At 59.6% G+C, this 18769-nt stretch carries 19 protein-coding genes; 11 read left to right on the top strand and 8 right to left on the bottom strand.

Annotated elements, in window-relative coordinates:
* The first annotated feature begins 94 nt into the window (after positions 1-94).
* Positions 95-1207 carry a Zn-dependent alcohol dehydrogenase gene (locus tag E2F43_RS11470; protein WP_238946862.1) on the top strand — a complete coding sequence of 371 codons (1113 nt, stop codon included), beginning with the start codon at positions 95-97 and terminating at the stop codon, positions 1205-1207.
* A 14-nt stretch (positions 1208-1221) separates the two neighbouring features.
* On the opposite strand, the gene E2F43_RS11465 is transcribed toward E2F43_RS11470, so the two are convergent.
* A complete protein-coding gene (locus tag E2F43_RS11465; protein WP_133212719.1) occupies positions 1222-2934 on the bottom strand; it encodes a class I adenylate-forming enzyme family protein in 1713 nt (570 codons plus the stop codon).
* Positions 2935-3142: 208 nt separating this feature from the next.
* On the opposite strand from E2F43_RS11465, the gene E2F43_RS11460 reads away from it, so the two are divergent.
* Entirely contained in the window at positions 3143-4015 is an 873-nt protein-coding gene (locus tag E2F43_RS11460; protein ID WP_133212717.1) for an amidohydrolase family protein, read from the top strand.
* Between the two features lie 9 nt (positions 4016-4024).
* Here the strand turns inward: E2F43_RS11460 and E2F43_RS11455 are convergent, their stop codons facing one another.
* Together E2F43_RS11455 and E2F43_RS11450 are read right to left on the bottom strand one after the other, a co-directional pair.
* Positions 4025-5554 carry an outer membrane protein assembly factor BamB family protein gene (locus E2F43_RS11455; RefSeq protein ID WP_133212715.1) on the bottom strand — a complete coding sequence of 510 codons (1530 nt, stop codon included), beginning with the start codon at positions 5552-5554 and terminating at the stop codon, positions 4025-4027.
* Positions 5551-5973: a nuclear transport factor 2 family protein gene (locus E2F43_RS11450; RefSeq protein WP_133212713.1), complete on the bottom strand. Its 423-nt coding sequence runs from the start codon at positions 5971-5973 to the stop codon at positions 5551-5553. The genes E2F43_RS11455 and E2F43_RS11450 overlap by 4 nt, the downstream gene beginning before the upstream one ends.
* A gap of 176 nt (positions 5974-6149) precedes the next feature.
* Between E2F43_RS11450 and E2F43_RS11445 the strand changes: the two genes are divergently transcribed.
* The 3 genes from E2F43_RS11445 (at position 6150) to dmeF (ending at position 8902) form a co-directional block, all read left to right on the top strand.
* Complete coding sequence (locus E2F43_RS11445; protein ID WP_133212711.1) at positions 6150-7019, top strand: LLM class F420-dependent oxidoreductase; 870 nt, start codon at positions 6150-6152, stop codon at positions 7017-7019.
* A gap of 121 nt (positions 7020-7140) precedes the next feature.
* On the top strand, positions 7141-7899 hold the full coding sequence (locus E2F43_RS11440) for a helix-turn-helix domain-containing protein (RefSeq protein ID WP_133212709.1): 759 nt from the start codon (positions 7141-7143) through the stop codon (positions 7897-7899).
* 79 nt (positions 7900-7978) lie between these two features.
* Positions 7979-8902, top strand: a complete 924-nt coding sequence (gene dmeF / locus E2F43_RS11435; protein ID WP_133212707.1) for a CDF family Co(II)/Ni(II) efflux transporter DmeF — start codon at positions 7979-7981, stop codon at positions 8900-8902.
* Positions 8903-9014: 112 nt separating this feature from the next.
* Here dmeF and panD read toward each other — a convergent pair whose 3' ends face one another.
* From panD to E2F43_RS11420, 3 genes are all read right to left on the bottom strand, one after another.
* Positions 9015-9368: an aspartate 1-decarboxylase gene (gene panD, locus E2F43_RS11430; protein WP_133212705.1), complete on the bottom strand. Its 354-nt coding sequence runs from the start codon at positions 9366-9368 to the stop codon at positions 9015-9017.
* Between the two features lie 213 nt (positions 9369-9581).
* Complete coding sequence (locus E2F43_RS11425) at positions 9582-10850, bottom strand: cytochrome P450 (RefSeq protein WP_133212703.1); 1269 nt, start codon at positions 10848-10850, stop codon at positions 9582-9584.
* 216 nt (positions 10851-11066) lie between these two features.
* Positions 11067-12704, bottom strand: coding sequence for an AMP-binding protein (locus tag E2F43_RS11420; protein ID WP_133212701.1), 1638 nt, complete (start codon positions 12702-12704; stop codon positions 11067-11069).
* A gap of 141 nt (positions 12705-12845) precedes the next feature.
* Here E2F43_RS11420 and E2F43_RS11415 point away from each other — a divergent pair, with 141 nt between their 5' ends.
* Both E2F43_RS11415 and E2F43_RS11410 read left to right on the top strand, forming a co-directional pair.
* Positions 12846-13856 (top strand): AraC family transcriptional regulator, encoded by a 1011-nt coding sequence (locus tag E2F43_RS11415; RefSeq protein WP_133212699.1) that lies wholly within the window; start codon positions 12846-12848, stop codon positions 13854-13856.
* 166 nt (positions 13857-14022) lie between these two features.
* Positions 14023-14871 (top strand): SDR family NAD(P)-dependent oxidoreductase, encoded by an 849-nt coding sequence (locus E2F43_RS11410; RefSeq protein ID WP_133212697.1) that lies wholly within the window; start codon positions 14023-14025, stop codon positions 14869-14871.
* Here E2F43_RS11410 and E2F43_RS11405 read toward each other — a convergent pair.
* Positions 14868-15338: a type III secretion system chaperone family protein gene (locus tag E2F43_RS11405; RefSeq protein WP_133212695.1), complete on the bottom strand. Its 471-nt coding sequence runs from the start codon at positions 15336-15338 to the stop codon at positions 14868-14870. The two genes, E2F43_RS11410 and E2F43_RS11405, sit on opposite strands and share 4 nt — an antisense overlap.
* Before the next feature lie 160 nt (positions 15339-15498).
* On the opposite strand from E2F43_RS11405, the gene E2F43_RS11400 reads away from it, so the two are divergent.
* Complete coding sequence (locus tag E2F43_RS11400; RefSeq protein WP_133212693.1) at positions 15499-16251, top strand: transporter substrate-binding domain-containing protein; 753 nt, start codon at positions 15499-15501, stop codon at positions 16249-16251.
* Positions 16252-16304: 53 nt separating this feature from the next.
* Positions 16305-16643 carry a hypothetical protein gene (locus E2F43_RS11395; RefSeq protein ID WP_133212691.1) on the top strand — a complete coding sequence of 113 codons (339 nt, stop codon included), beginning with the start codon at positions 16305-16307 and terminating at the stop codon, positions 16641-16643.
* 45 nt (positions 16644-16688) lie between these two features.
* On the opposite strand, the gene E2F43_RS11390 is transcribed toward E2F43_RS11395, so the two are convergent.
* Complete coding sequence (locus tag E2F43_RS11390) at positions 16689-17594, bottom strand: VOC family protein (protein ID WP_165954276.1); 906 nt, start codon at positions 17592-17594, stop codon at positions 16689-16691.
* 204 nt (positions 17595-17798) lie between these two features.
* Here E2F43_RS11390 and E2F43_RS19260 point away from each other — a divergent pair, with 204 nt between their 5' ends.
* On the top strand, positions 17799-18254 hold the full coding sequence (locus tag E2F43_RS19260) for a Zn-ribbon domain-containing OB-fold protein (RefSeq protein WP_238946861.1): 456 nt from the start codon (positions 17799-17801) through the stop codon (positions 18252-18254).
* Positions 18251-18766, top strand: a complete 516-nt coding sequence (locus tag E2F43_RS19255) for a Zn-ribbon domain-containing OB-fold protein (protein ID WP_238946860.1) — start codon at positions 18251-18253, stop codon at positions 18764-18766. Before E2F43_RS19260 ends, E2F43_RS19255 begins: the two co-directional genes overlap by 4 nt.
* Positions 18767-18769 lie beyond the last annotated feature (3 nt).

Here is an 18769-nt window from a genome sequence, read left to right as displayed (position 1 = left end):
GATCCGCCGTATAACTATCTGGCAAGCTGAATGCTTTGCCTTGCTGGACCGTCGCCGGGCTGCCGGATAACCTGTTTGTCACAGAACAATCAACATGGGACGTCATATGCGGGCAGTGGTACTGGAGCAGGCGGGAAAGGCACTCGAAATTCGGGATGATCTCGAGGTGATCCAGCCCAGGGTCGGGGAGGTGCGGGTGCGGGTTAAATACTGCAGCCTTTGCCACTCTGATCTGGGCTTTATCACCGGCAAGTCACCGCTGATGGGACCGCAGGTGCCCGGGCACGAGGCCGCCGGGATTGTCGAGTCGGTTGGCGAGGGAGTGACCCATCTGGCCGCTGGCGATCATGTGGTGCTTACGCCTGCCGCGCCCTGCGGTCAGTGCTACTACTGCCAGCGCCGTCAATACAGCCTGTGTACCAACGCCATGAGTATTCTGTCCGGTACCCTGCCTGACGGCAGTACCGGCATTTCCCGCAATGGAGAGGTGGTCTACCGGGGTTGCGGCATTGGCGCGCTGGCAGAGTTTGTGACCCTCCCGGCCACCGGGGCGGTCAAGATCGACCAGGATATCCCGCTGGATGTGGCCTGTGTGATTGGCTGTGCACTGCAAACGGGCGTTGGCGCGGTGCTCAACACCGTGGATATGGAGGCCGGGGCAACCTGCGTGGTACTTGGCCTGGGCGGTATCGGCATGGCTGCCATCCAGGGTGCCCGCATCGCCGGCGCGGAGGTGATTATTGCCTCCGACCCGGTTGCCGAGCGCCGGCAGCAGGCGCGTCGGTTCGGCGCTACCCACGTTGTTGATCCCGGCAACGATGATATACCGGCGATTGTTATGGAGGCTACCGATGGCATCGGCGTTGACTACGCCTTCGAAGCCGCGGGCAAGGCAGCGCTGATCGAACAGGGCCTGCAACTGACGCGCATGGGCGGCACCACCGTCATTGTCGGCTCACCAGCGCTGGAGGAAGACCTGCATATTCCCAATGTGGTGTTGTTCCAGGCCCTGGAAAAGAAGCTCTGTGGCTGTTTGCTCGGTTCCTGCAATTCGCTTTACGAGATTCCGAGGTTACTGCGCCTGTGGCGCCGGGGCCTGTTGGATATCGAGGCAATGATTAGCCACCGGCGCCCGCTGGAGGAAATCAACGAGGGTTTTGCCGACCTTGAACAGGGGCGGGGTATCCGCACTGTGATCGAGATATAGGCGCCCCGGGCTACTCAGGCATCGCCGCTGCCAAGGTAGGCTTCCTTTACCCTGAGCTTGTGCAGTTTTTCGCTGGCGTTACGCGGCAGCGGCTGTTCGCTGAAGCGGATGGTCCGCGGCACCTTGTAGCCCGCTAACCGTTGCTGCAGGAAACCCCTGAGATCAGCTTCCTGCAAATGTCGTTCGGGGTCGAGGTAGGCCACCATCACCAGTTCCTCGCCCATTGCCTCATCGGGTTCACCGAACACCACCACCTCCCGTACCTCGTCGCACTCATAGGCCGTCTGTTCAATTTCACCGGGATAAATGTTTTCGCCACCGCGGATAACGATTTCCTTGAGCCGTCCGGTGATGTGCAGATAGCCGTCCTCGTCGATGTTGCCGATGTCGCCAGTCTTCATCCAGCCGTTCTCACCAAAGGTGCTGGCGTTGGCTTCGGGTTTCTGCCAGTACCCGGGGGTGCAGCTGATGCCGCGCAGCTCGATTTCCCCGGGTTCCCCCTCGGGCAGCCTCTCGCCCGTACTATCGACAAAACGAAACTCCATGATGGGGGAGGGTATGCCAGCGGCGTCCGGCTTGAATTCGAACAGGGCACCGCTCATGGTTGCGCCGACGGCCAGGGTTTCGGTCATGCCATAGCCGGCGGAACTGCTGGGGTTGTCGATCCGGCTGTGGATCAGCGCCGGCAGGCCGGCCGGCGTTGCAGCCCCGGCTGCGCTGACCCGCATCAGCGATCGGGTATCGTATTTTTCGTAGTCGGGGTGGCCCAGCAGGTCCTGCAAAATTGCCGGAACTGTGGACAGCCCCGTCACCCTTTCCTGCTCGATCAATGCAAGCGCCCGGGTACTGTCCCACTTGTACATCATCACCACCTTCTGCCCCATGGCAACAGGCAGGTACAGGCCGCCCAACAGGCCGGTGGCATGAAACAGTGGCACTGTCAGCATCGGGGTTTCCCGTTTCGCGCCACCGCGATATTCCCGCGGCCCGCCCTCGAATTCGGCGACCAGCAGGCCAATGAACATCATATTCATCAGGGCCTGGCCGATAGCACCGTGGCGGTGCAGCACGCCTTTCGGGAAACCGGTGCTGCCGGAAGTATAGAGAATCAGTGCATGGTCTTCCGGCAGCACCTCCACCGTTCGCAGCGGCTGCTCTTCACCGGCACTGATCACATCGTCGAACAGGGCTACGCAGTCAGGGCGAACAAAACTCTCCGAGGCGGGGACCACTATGCCGGCAATATCCAGGCTTGGAAATTGTTCGGCTATCAACATGAACCTTGCCTCGTCGCAGATCAGCAGGCTGGCCCCGGAGTCGGCGATGGCGTACTGCAATTCCTCTGTCTTGCCCCAGCTGTTGATGGGTACCGCAATCGCGCCGACCAGGGTTGCGGCGACATAGGCAGTGATCCATTCCACGTTGTTGCGCATGGCGATGGCAATCCGATCGCCTTTCTCGATCTCGAAATCACCCTGCATCTGCGCCGCCAGCGCATCCACCTGCCCGAAGAAGCGATCGTAGCTGTAGCGCTCACCCTCGTATACCAGGAACTCCAGTTCGCCGTGACCGCGGGCATTGTTGATAATCTCCACCGCGGTTTTTGGGGCATGCTTGTAGGCCCGGTAGGTGCCGCCGGCAAAGGCGGTCTCCTCAACTTCGAAGAACGCGCCGGAGGCCGTGAGTTCGGATATTTTGCGTTTTATTTCGCTTCCGGAAACAGTCATGGGAAGGCTCCTGCGCCAGGCTTGTACGGATGTTTTCACTATACGCCAGAAAACTGCGGGTGCAGCCCGGCGAGTGATCTCCGGGCAAGCTGATACAAGGATTTAAACCCGCGCCTGGCTTATCGGCGGAGCCTGGACTTACCGCCTGTGCTAGCCTCGGTAGTCGGCTACAGTTAGCCGCCTTGACCGCGAACGGGGGAGAAGCCCAATGCCCATGCCTGAAGAGATCGGCATAATCGACCTGATGCTGGCGATACCCAGTGATGAACAGGGTGACTGGTACGAGTATATGAAGCCCCTGTTTCTTGATAACGACAGTCGCCAACTGTTCAGTATGCCGGCCCAGTACATGTTCGATGTGCCTGACCTGAAGGACATAAAGGACGGCCTGTCCTACACCCTGTCGCAGATGGACCGCTACGGTATTTCACAGGCGATGGTGGGCATCACCGGGGACCCGCAACTCACCCATGAATCAGCCTTGCGGCAGTACCCCGAGCGTTTTTTTGCCTCCTATGAGGCTAATCCCAATCTGGCGATGGACGAGGTGCGCAAGATTCGCCGGCTGAAAGACGAGTTCGATATCAAGGCGGTCACGGCCTTCCCGTCCGGGCTCTGCCCCCAGGTTCCCATCAATGACAAACGCTGGTATCCCATTTACGCGACCTGTGTCGACCTGGATATCCCGTTTTGTCCCTGCGTCGGCGTGCCCGGTCCAAGGCTGCCCATGGAACCCCAGAAAGTAGAGCACCTGGATGAAGTCTGCTGGTTTTTTCCTGAACTCAAGGTGGTGATGCGCCATGGCGGTGAGCCCTGGACAGAGCTCGCCTGGAAACTGATGTTGAAATACCCGAACCTGCATTACATGACCAGTGCCTTCGCGCCCAGGTTCTATCCCAGCGACATCATCGAGTTTGCCAATACCCGGGGCAGTGAACAGGTGATGTACGCGGGCTACTTCCCCATGGGTATTTCACTGGAGCGTATTTTCAAGGACATGCCCGGGGTGCCACTGCGCGATCATGTCTGGCCCCTGTTCCTGCGGGACAATGCCCGGCGAGTGTTCAAGCTCGGCGACTAGCCTCACCGGTTAATCCGGGAAGGTGACCTGAATACCGCCGGTGACCTCCATCACCTCGGTGTTGGCCGGCAGCAACCAGTTGACCACCGGTTTCAGCGGCGCCAGGGCCGAGGTCACCACGGCTCCGATACTGCTTACCAAGGTGCCATCGGGGAGTATGGCGGTAATGCCGGAAGAATCATCGGGGAGGGGGGTCAGTATCCGCAGCAGTTGGCCGCTGTCGATGTCCAGCGCGACCAGGTAGGAAGCGACCGGTAACGGCGCGACGATAAACGGCAGCCGATAACCCACCAGAATGGGCACGATGATGGCGTCCTTAGTGATTGTGGGATTGCCATTGGCCGACTCTATGGGTGCGCCAAACAGCCAAGAATCCGGCTGCTTATCGGCCAGTTGCGCGGTTTCACTCCGCCACTTGATTTCGCCATCGGGGCTTATCGCAATCACTGCGGCGCCACTGGACTGGAGCGCGTACACGGTGCCATCGTCGGCAACACCTGCTGCGCCGGCAGCGGCCTGGGTTTTCACTTTCCAGGCAATGGCGCCCGACTCGGTATCCAGGCTGTAAAGCCAGCCCTCCTCGTCGCTGACATAAACCCGCTCTTCAACGGGCGACAGGGCGGGGCTGGAACCGCTGCCGATACCAATCTCGGTGATGAAGGCGGTGCTTATCTCCGCTCCGTCGCCACTTTCTAACACGTCCAGCCCAAACACCGCGCCCACGCCCTCGGTTGCACTGCTGCCCACCACAAAAATACGACCGTTAGCGGCGACCGCCGGGGTGTTGGCCGAACGCATGCTGCCGCCGAAAATCAATTGCCATGCCCACTCCTTGAAGGCTTCGTCCATCAGTCCCCCGGACAGCAGGCTGTCCGGCAATTGGACAGTGTGGGCGTAGGGGGCGGCAGCGGCAGGCAAGCGATAGGGTCTGTTCAGTACCTCGCCACTCTCCCGGTCCACCAGCATGACATCGCCAAAGTTGGTGACCCCCAGTACGTGTCCCCCGGGGGTGAAGGCTGCGGTGGTAAAGGCGTTGACCGGGTGGTCGCCAGCCGCGGCCCAGTCGTCTCTGGCGGGCGCGGGCAGGGGGATGACCCACTTTTCCTTGCCGTCAGCGTGAAAGGCGAACAGCTGGTTGCAGTCGCTGAGATAGATGTCGCCGTCGGCATCAATGACGGGGCTTGAAAGCAACGCGCAGGGATCGACGCCGTCATCCGGTGAATGCCATGGCCGGGACTGCCACAACAATTCGCCATCAATCGTGAACGCGTGCAGGTTGCTGTGTCCCTTGCCCTGACCGGTGGTGACATACAGTGACTGCCCGTCGGGACTGACAGTCGGGGCAGTGAGCACCGTGGCGCCCTCCAGCGCGTGCCAGCGCCGTGAGTATTGACGGTCGCCCAGATCGATATCTACCGAACGGCGGTTTCCCGCGTCATGGTGCAGCGTGGGCCAGCCCCCGGGGGAATAATACGCCTGCGTTGAGGCGACACTGCTCCCTGGCAACAGCACCAGGGTTAGTAGCCAGCGTTTGATCACCCGGCAGCTGCCGCGATCTGGGTCATGAGTTGGTCAAAATCCCAGTGGGCCTGCATGCGCGTGATCAGGCCTTCTTCATTGACTTCATACACTGCCAGCATGTCGCAGTCAGCGTACTTGCCATCGCCGAGGTCGTTTCTGGCAACCTGGGCGACACAGCAGCAGTAATCACCGCTTATCCAGCGCTTTTCGACCCGTATCTGGATGTTGGACGGTCCGATCACTGTATCCCAGAACTGTTCAATGGCGGCAATACCCCGGTGGCCTTCGCCGGCCGGGTCCATTGGCGAGACGCCGACGGGATCGGCGACCAGGGCGTCTTCGGCGTATAGCGCCAGCCAGGCCTCTTTGTTGCCTTCGCTGGCATACTTGACGGATTTTTTGTTCGCCTCTACAGCGAGATGCGGCTTGCTGGTCACGGATGATCACCTCTTGAATCGGGATGTTATTCTTCAGTCGTTATCTTGGGACTACTGCCGTCGACGAGTAAAGCCGTATTGTTAAACCAATCGCCCATTCTGGCGCCCGCAACTGCATACCGTGCCGCGCCCTCGGTTAGTATGATGAGGTCACCACAGAGGTTGGAGAATAATAAATGCACCTTGCATTCAGCTCGATGAACACACCGAGTGACCCACATCCCGCGGAACTCGCCCGCGCCCTCGAGGACCGGGGCTTTGAATCACTCTGGTATGGCGAGCACAGCCATATTCCCTGTTCCCGCGCCACACCCTATCCCGCGGGGGGAGAACTGCCGTCGCCCTACCTCAATATGATGGACCCTTACCTGTCGCTGATGACTGCGGCCAACGCGACCAGCAAGCTGAAACTGGGCACCGGGATTGCGCTGCTGATGGAACGGGACATTTTTTCCCAGGCCAAGACAATCGCCACGCTCGACCGGCTCTCCGGCGGCAGGGTGATGATCGGCACCGGTGTGGGCTGGAACCAGGAGGAATACGAAAACGTAAACCCCCACCCGTTCAACAAGCGCTATGCGGTGTTGCGCGAAACCGTGGCAGCGACAAGGGTGCTATGGTCGGAACACGAGGCGGGCTACGAGGGTGAATACATCCGCTTTGACCCTGTCTGGGCGGACCCCAAGCCCTTGCAAGCGGGCGGACCGAAAATATTCCTGGGTGCGATGGGTCCCCTGGGCCGGAAGCACGCCGCAGCCTGGGCCGATGGCTGGTACCCGGTCGACGTCGCCATGGGCGATGTGGCTGAATCGGTAGCCTCTTTCAGGGACGAGGTGAGGGCGGCGGGGCGGAATCCTGACGATATCGAAATCAATATCCAGATCATGGACACCGATAACCTGGATAAGCTCAAGGAATACCGGGATATGGGGATTGCCCGAGCGACCATTGGCGTATCCATGGATTTGTGGGATCAACCCGGCGCGGTCATGCCAATGATTGACAAGTACGCACAAGTCATCCCCCATTTGTCCGCTGGTGGCTAGCCGGAGCCACACGGGGCGAGATGTGAACCGGCACAAACCCGAATTGTAAAACCGTACCCAACACCCTGGAATCCTGATAGGTTGATAGTTCCAGTCACGGTAAGGGCAAGCGAAGGCAGTTTTGGATAATCCTCTCTCCACACTGGCAGTGGATGCCAGTGTCATCTGCGACCACGATTTCGATGTGTCATGCAACACCTGCAAGTTGCGGGCCTTGTGCCTGCCCGCCCACCTGTGGCCGGAAGAGGTGGCTGCTCTGGAGAGTGTGATCGAGGAGAGGCCGTTTTTTCCGGCGAGGACCCTGATCTACGAAGATCAGCAAAAGTTCACCGCCCTGTTTGCCGTGATCAGTGGTGCGGTAAAAACCTACAGGAACCACAGTGATGGCCAAACCAGCATAATGGGCTGTCACCTGCCGGGGGATATATTCGGCTTTTCAGGGGTAGATCAGTCCCACTACCTGACCAATGCGATTGCGCTGGAAGACACCTGTCTGTGCGTAATACCTTTCGGGGAACTGGAGCGCGTTAGCCGGGAAGTGCCGGGTTTGCAGTCCCAGTTACTGCATTTGATGAGCCACAGAATCATTGACTACCAGGAACATCTGGGCCAGCTGTCGAGCAAGAAAATGGCGAAGAGCCGGCTGGCGGCATTCCTGCTGGGCCTCGCGTCCCGCTCAGCACAGCACGGCGGTTCGGGTGACCACTTCCATCTGCCAATGAGTGGTCAGGATATCGCCAATTATCTCGGGATCCGCACCGAGACCTGCAGCAGGGAATTTGCCCGCCTGGCCAGGGCCGGCGTGATCAGCAAGCGTAATCGGGAGATTACCGTGCATGATCATCAACAGTTGCGCGCTGCGGTATGCTCAAAGGATTGACCGTACGACGTCTTACCGCTCAATAGCTGACCGGCGACTTTTGCTGTATTGACCACAGACACCATCGCGAGATTACCGAATGCACACCGATCATCTGGATGACTGGCGCCACGAACACGTATTCAACCAGGATCGTAAACGACCGGGCGAGAGCCGCACCCTGCTGATCGTCATCGTCACCGCCGTTATGATGGTGGTCGAGATCGCAGCGGGTCTGGTTTACGGCTCCATGGCACTGCTCGCTGACGGCTTGCACATGGGTTCCCATGCCATGGCGCTGGGTATCGCGGTGCTCGCCTACGTGTGGTCCCGCAAGCTTGCGGCGGATCAACGGTTCTCATTCGGTGTCGGCAAAATCAACAGTCTCGCGGGTTTTGCAAGTGCGGTGTTGCTGCTGGGCTTTGCCCTGCTCATGGTCATAGAAAGTGTCGACCGCTTCATCAACCCGATCCCGATATCCTTTGACCAGGCCTTGATCGTGGCCTTCGTGGGCCTGCTGGTGAATGGGGGCAGCGCCTGGTTACTGTTGTCTACTCCCCATGACCATCACCATGGGCACGACCACCACCATGGGCATGACCATAACCTTCGTGCCGCTTACCTGCATGTGCTTGCGGACGCGGTCACATCCCTGCTTGCAATCGGTGCACTGGTGGCCGGCAAGTACCTGGGAGCAAACTGGCTCGACCCGCTGATGGGTATCGTTGGCGGTGCGCTGGTGGCCCGGTGGTCCTATGGCCTCATCAGGGAAACCGCCCGGGTATTGCTTGATGCCCAGGCAGGCGACGACCTGACGGGCGCCGTTACAGCGTCCATTGAAACTGATTCAACCGATCGTGTTACCGATATCCATGTGTGGTCTATCGGTCATGGCATCTATGCGGCGGAAATCGCCATCGTCAGTGACGCGCCCCAGTCGCCGGCCTATTACAAGTCGCTGATTCCCGGTGATTTTGCTATCGTTCACGCAACGATTGAAATTCATCGTTGCAACGCGCACTGAAGGTGATGGATTGGCGGGCTGCCGTCAAATCAGGGAACCGTCTGTACTCCCCGCAAAGCTGCGATTGCTGATACTAACGGCCCCGGGATGCAGAGGCACCGTTCCAGGTCGATCAGGCGAAGGCGGCCTGTTGCTCGGTCAGGTCTGATACAAAACGATTGTTTGCGTCGACCAGAATCGCTTTCGGTTCTACCGGCTCGGTGGCCAGGGTGAAGGCGATGATGATAATTTCCTCGCCCTCACCGATCAGGTGGGCTGCAGCGCCGTTAACGCCGATGTAGCCGCTGCCCCGTTCACCCTCGATGATATAGGTTTCCAGGCGGGCGCCACTGGTGTTGCTGACCACCAGGACCTTTTCGTTGGGGAGCAGGCCGGTTCGGTCCAGCAGTTCAGCGTCGATTGTAATGCTGCCAACGTAGTTCAGGTTTGCTTCGGTGACGGTCGCCTTGTGTATTTTGGCTGACATGAAACTGCGTAGCTGCACGGTAAATCGCCCCGGTCGTCGTTGTGTGGAGGAGGTTCGGGTGGCGATACTACTGGCCGATGGCTGCCCGGGCAATAGGCAGTGTTAACATTGCGGCATCCCGACGATCATCGCAGCGGTCAGTAGCAGGCCCGATGCCTCGCTCGGGACAAGGTTTACCCGGGTTGTTGGCCGGCTTTCAGGCGCTAAGCGGAGTTACGCCGCCGCCTCGTCCTGCTTTACTTCCGGGTCGAAGGTAATGGGCATGCGCTTGATGCCGTTCACCAGACTGGAGCGGGTGTATTCGATCGGGCCGGCCAGTTTCGGGTGACGCAGGCGCGGTATGATCTCCTCGAACATCACCCGCATTTCCAGTCTTGCCAGGTGGGTGCCCAGGCAGAAGTGCTGGCCAATACCGAAGGCACGGTGCTGGTTGTAGAGGTCGGGCATTCGCTCGGCGCGGCGCACGTCGAATGCCATCGCGTCCTCGCCAAAAATGCTCTCGTCCTGGTTGACCGTGTGGTAGTGGAGGATGATCTTGTCGCCTTTGCTGATCTGCTTGCCGGCAATTTCCACATCTTCCATCGCGGTGCGGCGCATGAGGATAAAGGCGGTGTTGTAACGCAGCATCTCTTCACAGGCGCCCGGAATCCTGTCCGGGTTTTCCACCAGGTACTCCAACTGGTCCGGGTGGTCCATCAGCAGGCGCATACCGTGGCTGGTGACCGTACGGGTGGATTCGTTGCCGGCGGCAATCAGCATCAGGAAGAACCAGACAAACTCGTCTTCATTCAATCCTTCCTCGCGTTCGGTGCCACGAAGCAGGGCGCCGATGATGTCGTCCTTGGGGTTGTCCTTGTGCTCGGCCGCCAGTTTCATGGCGTATTCGATGACATGGAAGGAGGCGATTTGCGCCGCCTCCTGGTCGACGGCCATCTCCGAGTCCTGGTTGAACATCATGGTGTTGGTCCATTCGAAGAAGTCCTTGCGGTCTTCCGCGGGGATGCCGCATAACTCGAGTATGGCCAGCAGAGGCAATTCCGCAGCCACTTCCTCGACGAACTCGCATTCACCCCGGGAGGCGACCTTGTCGACGATGTTTTTGGCGTGTTCACGAAAGCGCGCCTCGTAGGAGTCGACTGCCCTGGGGGTGAAGGTGGCGCGCACGATCTTGCGCGACTTCATCTGCCGCGGCGGGTCCATGTTGATGGTCATGTTGCTCTGTATGCTGTCGATCTCTTCCTGGGTAAATTCATCGGCCAGGGCGGTGCGGGCCTCGTTGGAAAACAGTTGCGGGTTTTTCGAGATAAAGTCGATTTCATCGCGCCCGGTAACCAGCCAGTAGGGCACCCCGCGCGTGGGGTCATCCATGTAGTGTATGGGGCCTGACCGGCGAATCCGGGCCAACTCGTCATAGGGCATGCCATTGGCGTAGGTGTCCGGATCGATCAGGTTCTGGAAATCGGCGAAGGGGCATTTGTTCATAGCGATATACCGGTGGGTCTTTTGCCATACTATAGACTAATAGCCATTAGTTTCAAGGCCCGGATGGGTCGGGCCGGGGCCGCTTGTTTGCGCTCGCTGGAGGCCATCGACAGTGGCCTCGTTGCCCTGAACGACCGGATCGGGTGCCGAGGTTGAAAAACGGGTCCGTGCTGCTTGCAGGACGGGCCCTGAAGGCCCGCCTCGTGTACCGTCGCCTCAAGCGAGAAATTGCACCCTGTTGTCCGAATTCATGTGCTGGCGAAGCCGTTCCCGGTAATGATCCTCGATCTGCTTGCGCTTGAGCTTCATGGTCGGCGTCAGCAGGGCGTTTTCGATCGTCCATTCATCACAGACGAAGATATGGGAAATGCGCTCGTGAGCCGGCACTTCTGAATTTATCTCCTCCAGCAGCGCGGCCAGTTCGGCGCGCAGTTCTTCCCGGTCGCGGCTCAGGCCCAGTTCCGACAGGGTGACCAGGATAATCGGGGCATCCATGCCGTGGCCCATGCAACAGAACTGCGCCAGGTTATGATTCCGGCCAAACTTGGACTCCAGCTTCATGGGCACAATGAACTTGCCCTTGGTGGTCTTGAAGACCTCGCTGACCCGGCCGGTCACCCACAGGTTGCCGTTTTCGTCGAAGCGGCCCGAATCTCCGGTGCAATACCAGCCATCATCGAAGACTTCGGCGGTTTTTTCCGGATTCTTGTAGTAGCCCTTCATCAGGCCCTTGCTCTTGAACTGGATTTCGCCGCTGTCGGAGAGACGCACCTGCACCGAATCGTCCATTGGCTGGCCGACACAGCCGGAGATCGGTGAGTCATCCTTGCTCCAGGCAATGCCGTGAATAAAGTTTTCGGTCATGCCGTAGCCGTCGCGCAGGGCAATACCCATGGCCAGGAACCAGTCCTGGACGTCGGTAGGGCAGGGGGCCGAGCCGGTGAGGATAAACCTGGCGCGACTCAGGCCCAATGCCTGGGCGATGCCCTGTTTTTGCTCGGCGGACAGGTCCTTTTGCGCCGCCGGGGGGATCTTGGCATCGATGCCTTCCTTGAACTTCACCCACAGCCTTGGCACCGCGAAAAAGAAGGTGGGCTGCACCGAGCGGATCTCGTCGCCGAAGGTCTGTTGGCCTTCCGAGAAAGAAATGCTCGCGTTGGCGTACAGGCTGCTCATTTCGACCACGATACGCTCGGCGGCGTGGGACATGGGCAGGAAGGAGAAAAACTCGTTGGGCTGCTCGTTCATGCGCATGGTCTGGACAATGCCGGGAACCACATGGCCCGGTGTCTGGTGCATATGCATGGCGCCCTTGGGATTACCGGTAGTGCCCGAGGTGTAGATGATGGTGAAGATATCCTCAGGATCCGGCACCGGGGATTCGGTGAAGGGCTCAAAATGTTCCAGAATAGAGGCCATGTCGATATCCGCATCGATCGCGCAGCCGAGCATGCCTGCGGTTTCCATGCCCTCGGCGAGAGCCTCGTCAATCCGCGGAGCCTGGTCGAAAGACCCGCAAAACACCAGCCTGACTTCGGCGTGGTTAAAGATGTAGTTGGCGGACTCCACATCCTGGCCGGGGTAAATGGGCACGCTGATGTGGCCGGCCAGCATGATGGCGAGATCGACGATCGGCCAGTCCATACTGTTGGCCGACCAGATGCCGATGCGGCTGCCGACGGGGTAGTCTTTGGACCTGAGGAAACCGGCAATCCGGCGCACCCGGTCCGCGACCTGGCGCCAGGTGTACTCTTTCCACTCCAGTTGTTTGGGCTGGCGCAGGTAGATTTTGTCCGGGGTCTGCTGCTCCCACTGGTAGAACATTTCCAGCGGGGATTTCACGGGCGCGGTCATCAGCGATACTCCTTGTTAGCATTAGATCTGTTGAGGTATGGCGTTGGTCGCGACATTGTAGGTGGCTCTCAGTTTTGTGCTTGACAATTTGCGAAGCTATTTTGACAATTCACGCAGGTTTACCGGGTTGAGGAGCGTGCCGTGAAGCCCTATATCCGCGGCGGCATTCTTGAACATTTTGCTGACACCGCGGCCCCGTTTGGCGTTGACGTCAATTCACTGCTCTGTGAGGCGGACGTTGCCCCGGAGGTGCTTACCCTGCCGGGTGTCTTTCTTCCCTACGGGAACTACATGCGGCTCCTGCACCTGGCGGCACAGCGAACCGGAGCCGAGCATTTCGGGCTACTGATGGCCCGCGCCTCCAATGCCGAGACCCTGGGCACGATTGGTATCACCATGACCCAGGCGAAAACGGTCAGCAGTGCCTGGGAAACCCTGGAACATTTCTACAGTATCCACGATACCTACGGCCATGCCCGCATGCAGCGGCATCCCGACGCCAGTATCATCAGTTACGCGTTGCCGTGCAACGACCAGCCCGGTTCAAGGCAGGTGTTTGACGTGGCCGCGGGAGTGACCAGCAATATCATGCGCCGGCTGTGCGGGCCGGATTTCCAGGCTGAGAGCGTGTCTTTTCCCTATTCAGAGCCCGCGGATGTCGCTCCCTATGCCGACTTACCCTGCAAGCGCATCAGTTTTGGCGCCAGTGCCATGGAGGTCGAGGTCGCTGCGCACTGGATGGCACAGCCGTTACAGGGACGGAGTGAGGAACTGCGGCTGGCCCTTGACGCTTACCTGACGGCGCGGGGCCGGGTGCCGAAATCTGCCGGGCGCCAGGTGGAGGATATGATCCGCACGCTTCTGCCCACGGGGGATTGCTCTCTGCCGCGGGTTGCGGCTACTCTCGCCACCAGCCCCCGTACCTTGCAGTCACGACTGGAGAATGAGCAGTGCAGCTTTCGCGATATTCTGGAACGGGTGCGCAGGGAGATCGCCATCTTCCACCTGCGGCGAGGTGATATGCAGTTAACCCAACTGGCGATGGTGTTAGGCTACAGTGAACTCAGTGCCTTCAGTCGCAGCTTCCGTGGCTGGTATGGGAAATCCCCCCGCGACTGGGCCCGGCAAGAGAAATGGCAGGAAACGATGTAGTGCGCATCCGGAAACACCGGTCATGCTCCCAATCAGTTATTCCCGCGAAAGCGGGGTCCCAGAGGCAGCAGTGGGTCGCTATGTTCGCGGGAATGACGAGAAGACGAGTTTCCGGACAGGTACTATTGAGTGTGAACAGGCCCTTACTAACCAGGAGTAATCATCCATGACGCGAACCGTATTGATCACCGGCTGTTCCAGCGGTATTGGCCGTAGTCTGGCCCTGGAACTGCACCGCAGGGGGCTGCAGGTTTACGCCACCGCCCGCCGCCCAGACACCCTGCAGGATCTGGCCCAGGCCGGACTGCGCACGCTCGCCCTCGATGTCAACGATGACAGCAGTATCGCCGCTGCGATGGCAACCGTGGCGGACGAGGCGGGGCAGCTGGACATGCTGGTCAACAACGCCGGATTTTCCCAGGTGGGCGCCATGATCGACCTGCAGCGGGAGGATTTGCGGCGCCAGTACGAAACCAATGTGATTTCGGTGGTCTCTGTCACCCGGGCTGCGATTCCCCTGCTGCGTAAAGCCGTGGCCAGTCATGGCGTGGCAGACCTGGTGAATGTCGGCAGTATTGTCGGCCTGTTTACCACACCGTTTGCCGGCGCCTATTGTTCCAGCAAGGCGTGTGTGCACTCTGTGACCGACGCGTTGCGCATGGAGCTGGCACCGTTTGGCATTCGCACTGTCACCATTCAGCCAGGGGGAGTGCGCTCCTCCTTCGGCGACCATGCGGAGGAGGGAATCCGCTTACCGGATGACTCCCTGTTCAAGCCTATCGAGGTGGGTATACAGGCCCGGGCGCAGGCGGGACAGCAGGGGGCGACGCCGACCGACGAATTTGTCGCGCCGGTGGTCGACAAGTTGCTGCGCCAGAAGCCGCCCGCGGTGATTCGCGGAGGCAAGGGCAGTTTCAATCTGGTGCTGCTGAAGCGCCTGTTACCGACCGCGCTGTTCGACCGGGCCATGGCCAGGCGCTTCGGCCTGGCCAACTTCAGACCCGGCAGCGGCTAGTGGATGGCAGTGGGGCCGGGGTGCTCTCCGGGGCTTGCCTCGGCGAACAGATAGTTTAGCTGCCGGCACTCGTTGCTGACCTGGCGTGTCGCCGCGACGGTGGTGGCAACGAAGGTGGCAAACTGTTCCAGTGTCAGTCCCGCGGCGGCGAGCTGGGTGCCAGCGATCACCAGTTGTGGCGTGGCATCGTCCACCACGTCCTGGAACAGCTTGAGCGCCGGGTAGTCCATGTTGAGTCTTCCCAGGTCTGCGGCCAGAGGCAGTAGCGCCATCGGCCGTATTTCCAGCTCGGTGGTGAGCAGTAAGCCCCAGGGTTCCAGAAACAGGCGGCTGTCGATAATACCCTCGATGTCCTGCAGGGACTGCAGGTGCAGGCCTTCGCAACGATCACAGGTGTAGTATTCCACCCGGGCTTCGTCGAGCCAGCCTTCGATAATCGATCTGTTCAGGGCAACCGGGGCTGTCATGGGTTGTTCGCCATTGCTTGCAATGCTGCCATTCTACGGCACCGGAAGGGTATGCCCAAGTCAGCTTGTGACCGAAGCGCATAAATTTTGCTTGGCCTGAGGGGCAGGAATGATACAGTTTCTGTCCCGATGGCTGTGACCTACCCCGAAGAGAATATCCATGTTGAACAAAATCCTGATAACCGCCGGTTTGTTGCTCCTGACCTCGCTGGCCATGGCAGCGGAGACCCTGCGCGTGGGTATGTCGGCCGACTATCCACCGCTGCATTTCAAGCAGGACGGGCGCTACCTCGGGATTGAGGCGGACAACGCCAAGGCCGTTGGCGAGATACTTTCACGCCGGGTGGAGATCGTGGAAATTCCACTGGAACAACTGCTGCCGGCACTCAGGGCAGGCAAGGTCGATGTATTGATGTCGGGACTCAGTGTTACCGCCGAGCGCAGTGCCCAGGTCCAGTTTACTGATTCCTATCTGCGGGTGGGGCAGATGGCGATCATGCACAAGAGCAAAATAGGCAGTTATTCCCAGCCCTGGGCAGTGTACCGCGAGGGTGTAAGAATCGGCGTGAAACGCGGTTCTACCGGTGCTGATTTTGCCGAGCGCGAGTTACAGGGCGCCCAGGTCCGGCAATTTGAAAATACCCAGGAGGCTTTTGCCGCACTGCGCGGCGACGTGATCGACCTGTACATTCATGACGCTCCCACCAGCTGGCAGCTGGCCAACAGCATGGACAATGACGATCTGATCAGTCTGTACGCACCATTGACCGAGGAAATGCTGGCATGGGCGGTGCGCAAGGAAGACGGCGCGCTGGCGGCAGAGCTGAACAGGGCGCTGCAGCTGATGCGCGGTAATGGCACACTGCAATATATTCTCAATCGCTGGATCCCGGTCACCGTTGAGGTGCACTAGCGGTTTCCGGCAACACAGGTGCTGAAGGCGATTCTTCGGCAGGAGGGCAAAGCGTGGGCAATCGATTCCTGGAAGATGAAGACGAGGAATTCAGGCCGCCGGAATTCCACCGAGACGAGGACCTCGACGAGACCGGCGTTTCCCAGGTGCTGGTGGAGCAATTTGTTAACTACCGTCTGCGCTACCTGCTGAAAGTTGAGGCGGAAGTCGACCGGGGACAGCCTCTTGACGACGGTGAGATAGAAATACTGAGCCGCGTTGTAAAGCGGGCTCATGACTTCAAGGATTTCGTGCATGAGTTCCCCGAGTACGAGGAACTGGTGGCGAAAATGATCAACCTGGTCGATGAAATCACCGACAAGGCACTAGTAAACGCCAGGCGAGAGAGCTGAGGCTATGGACGGACACGCTGATTTCCAACGTGCCCGGCGCCGGGTTTAGTCGTTTACCCCGGGGAAACTGTACTCGTGTCCCCATAAATCTCCCTCGATGCTGACCGTGGTGACATGGTTTTCCCAGTCGATCAACAGGCCGTCGTAGCCGTACTCCACGGCGATGCCACCCGGGGCCAACAGGTAGACCGAGCACATATTGTCGTTGACATGTCGCCCCAGCGTGGCGAGGAAATGGGAGCCGGCTGACCTGGCGCGATCCATGGCGCGGCCCACTTCATCCATCGTCTCTACCTCTACCATGATGTGGACAACGCCGAGCGGATGCTGGCTATTGAACAGGGCCAGTGAGTGCTGGCGGGGGTTGTTGGCGTGCATGAAGTGAATCTTCGCGCCCGCCATCCCCGGGGGGTAGAGAATGTCGGTGATGCCCATGCCGATGATCTGGGTGTAAAAGGCGGTGGTGGCATCAAAATCCGCCGCGGGCAGCACCAGGTGGCCAAACCCCAGATCCCCTGTCTGCTGGTAGGTCGTGACAAACCCTGGTACGCCCTGGGGAGAGATCAGGGGGCGATAATCGAGTGTCCGGCCCCAATACAACTCGAGGGTATTTCCCGACGGGTCGGTCGTGGTGGCGAACGCGGTAACGCAACGCCTTGCCGTTTCCTCGGCTGAGCCTGGCGCTACCGTGTGACCGGCCTCGGCGACCGCGTCGCAGGTGCGCAGGAAGGCGACCTCGTCTGGAAATTCCAGGCCGGTAGCGATGAGACCATCCGCCTCAGCAGGTTCAATCATCAGCCGGAAGGGATGATCGTCCATGCGCAGGAAGCGGGCACCGGCGGCGTCCTCACGCCCGGCGTCCATGAGGCCCAGGACCCCGGTGCCGAAATCCATCCATGCGTCGACGTCCGTGGCGCCGATACGCAGGTATCCTGAAGCTGAAACAGACATGCCTTTCTCCCGGGTGATTGAACTGACAGCAGGCATTATGGGGGATTTTTTCCGGCCTGCCATACCCAATCTCGGTTAAACCCTGCTGGTTCACCATAGTGATCTGAAATGTCATTAACAGCTGATCCAATGGGTCATTGAGCGCAAAAGTCATCTCACTGATACTGCCAGACCTCGATCATTCCTCTCAGGGAGGCAAAGGCCGTGTCACAGCCGGACATTCTCAACCAGGCGTTTGAGCTTGGTTTTACCTATACCCGTTCGACCGGGCCGGTGGTGGGGCGATTTCTCACCGAACTGCGCGACCGCAATATCGTCGGGATCAAGGCCAGTGATGGCCGGGTGGTGGTGCCGCCCATGGAATACGACCCGGACACAGCCGAAGCGCTGAGTGAGTTTGTCGACGTGGGAGAGGAAGGCGAGGTCGTCAGTTTTGCCTGGGTGAAGGAACCCCGGGAGTCCCATCCCAGCGAGCAACCCTTTGCCTGGGCGATGATAAAACTGGACGGCGCCGATGTGCCGATGGTGCACTGGATCCGCGCCGGCAGGGAAGCCGACGTCAGCACCGGCGTCAGGGTAAGGGCGGTGTGGGCAGAGGAGACCGTCGGCTTTATCACTGATATCAATGGCTTCGAACTGGTACCGGAGGAAATGTCATGAGTGAGCGACAGGACCCTGTGACCGGCATCGAGGCGCCGATCTACCTCAAATACAACTTCACTGCCGGCGCAGCGCCGGCCCGTTTCCTGTCGCAGATCAGGAAGGGGGTACTGACCGGCCAGCGCTGCCCCCGTTGTGAACAGGTTTATATCCCCCCCAGAGGCTCCTGTGCCGCCTGTGGGGTCGCGACCGAGGAAGAAGTGGTCCTCTCTGACAAGGCAACGGTGGAATCTTTTACCATCGTGTCCATTCCGATTCCGGGTAACCCGATCCAGCCCCCCTACATCGTCGCCAACCTGGTGGCCGATGGCGCCAATATCTCCTTCATTCACCTGATGAGCGAGTGTGTTAACGAGGAGGTGCACATCGGCCAGCGGGTGCAGGCGGTGTGGAAACCCGAGGAAGAATGGGACTATGCCATGGACAATATCCGTTACTTCAAGCCGATCGATGAACCGGACGTCCCGGTGGAATCGATCGGCACGTTGCCGGTCAGCGGATGGGAGGGATAGGAT

Source organism: Seongchinamella unica (assembly GCF_004354085.1).
GTDB classification, from domain to species: Bacteria; Pseudomonadota; Gammaproteobacteria; order Pseudomonadales; family Halieaceae; genus Halioglobus; species Halioglobus unicus.
Note: the sequence above shows the minus strand (reverse complement) of the source record. Positions and strands in the feature narration are given on the sequence as shown.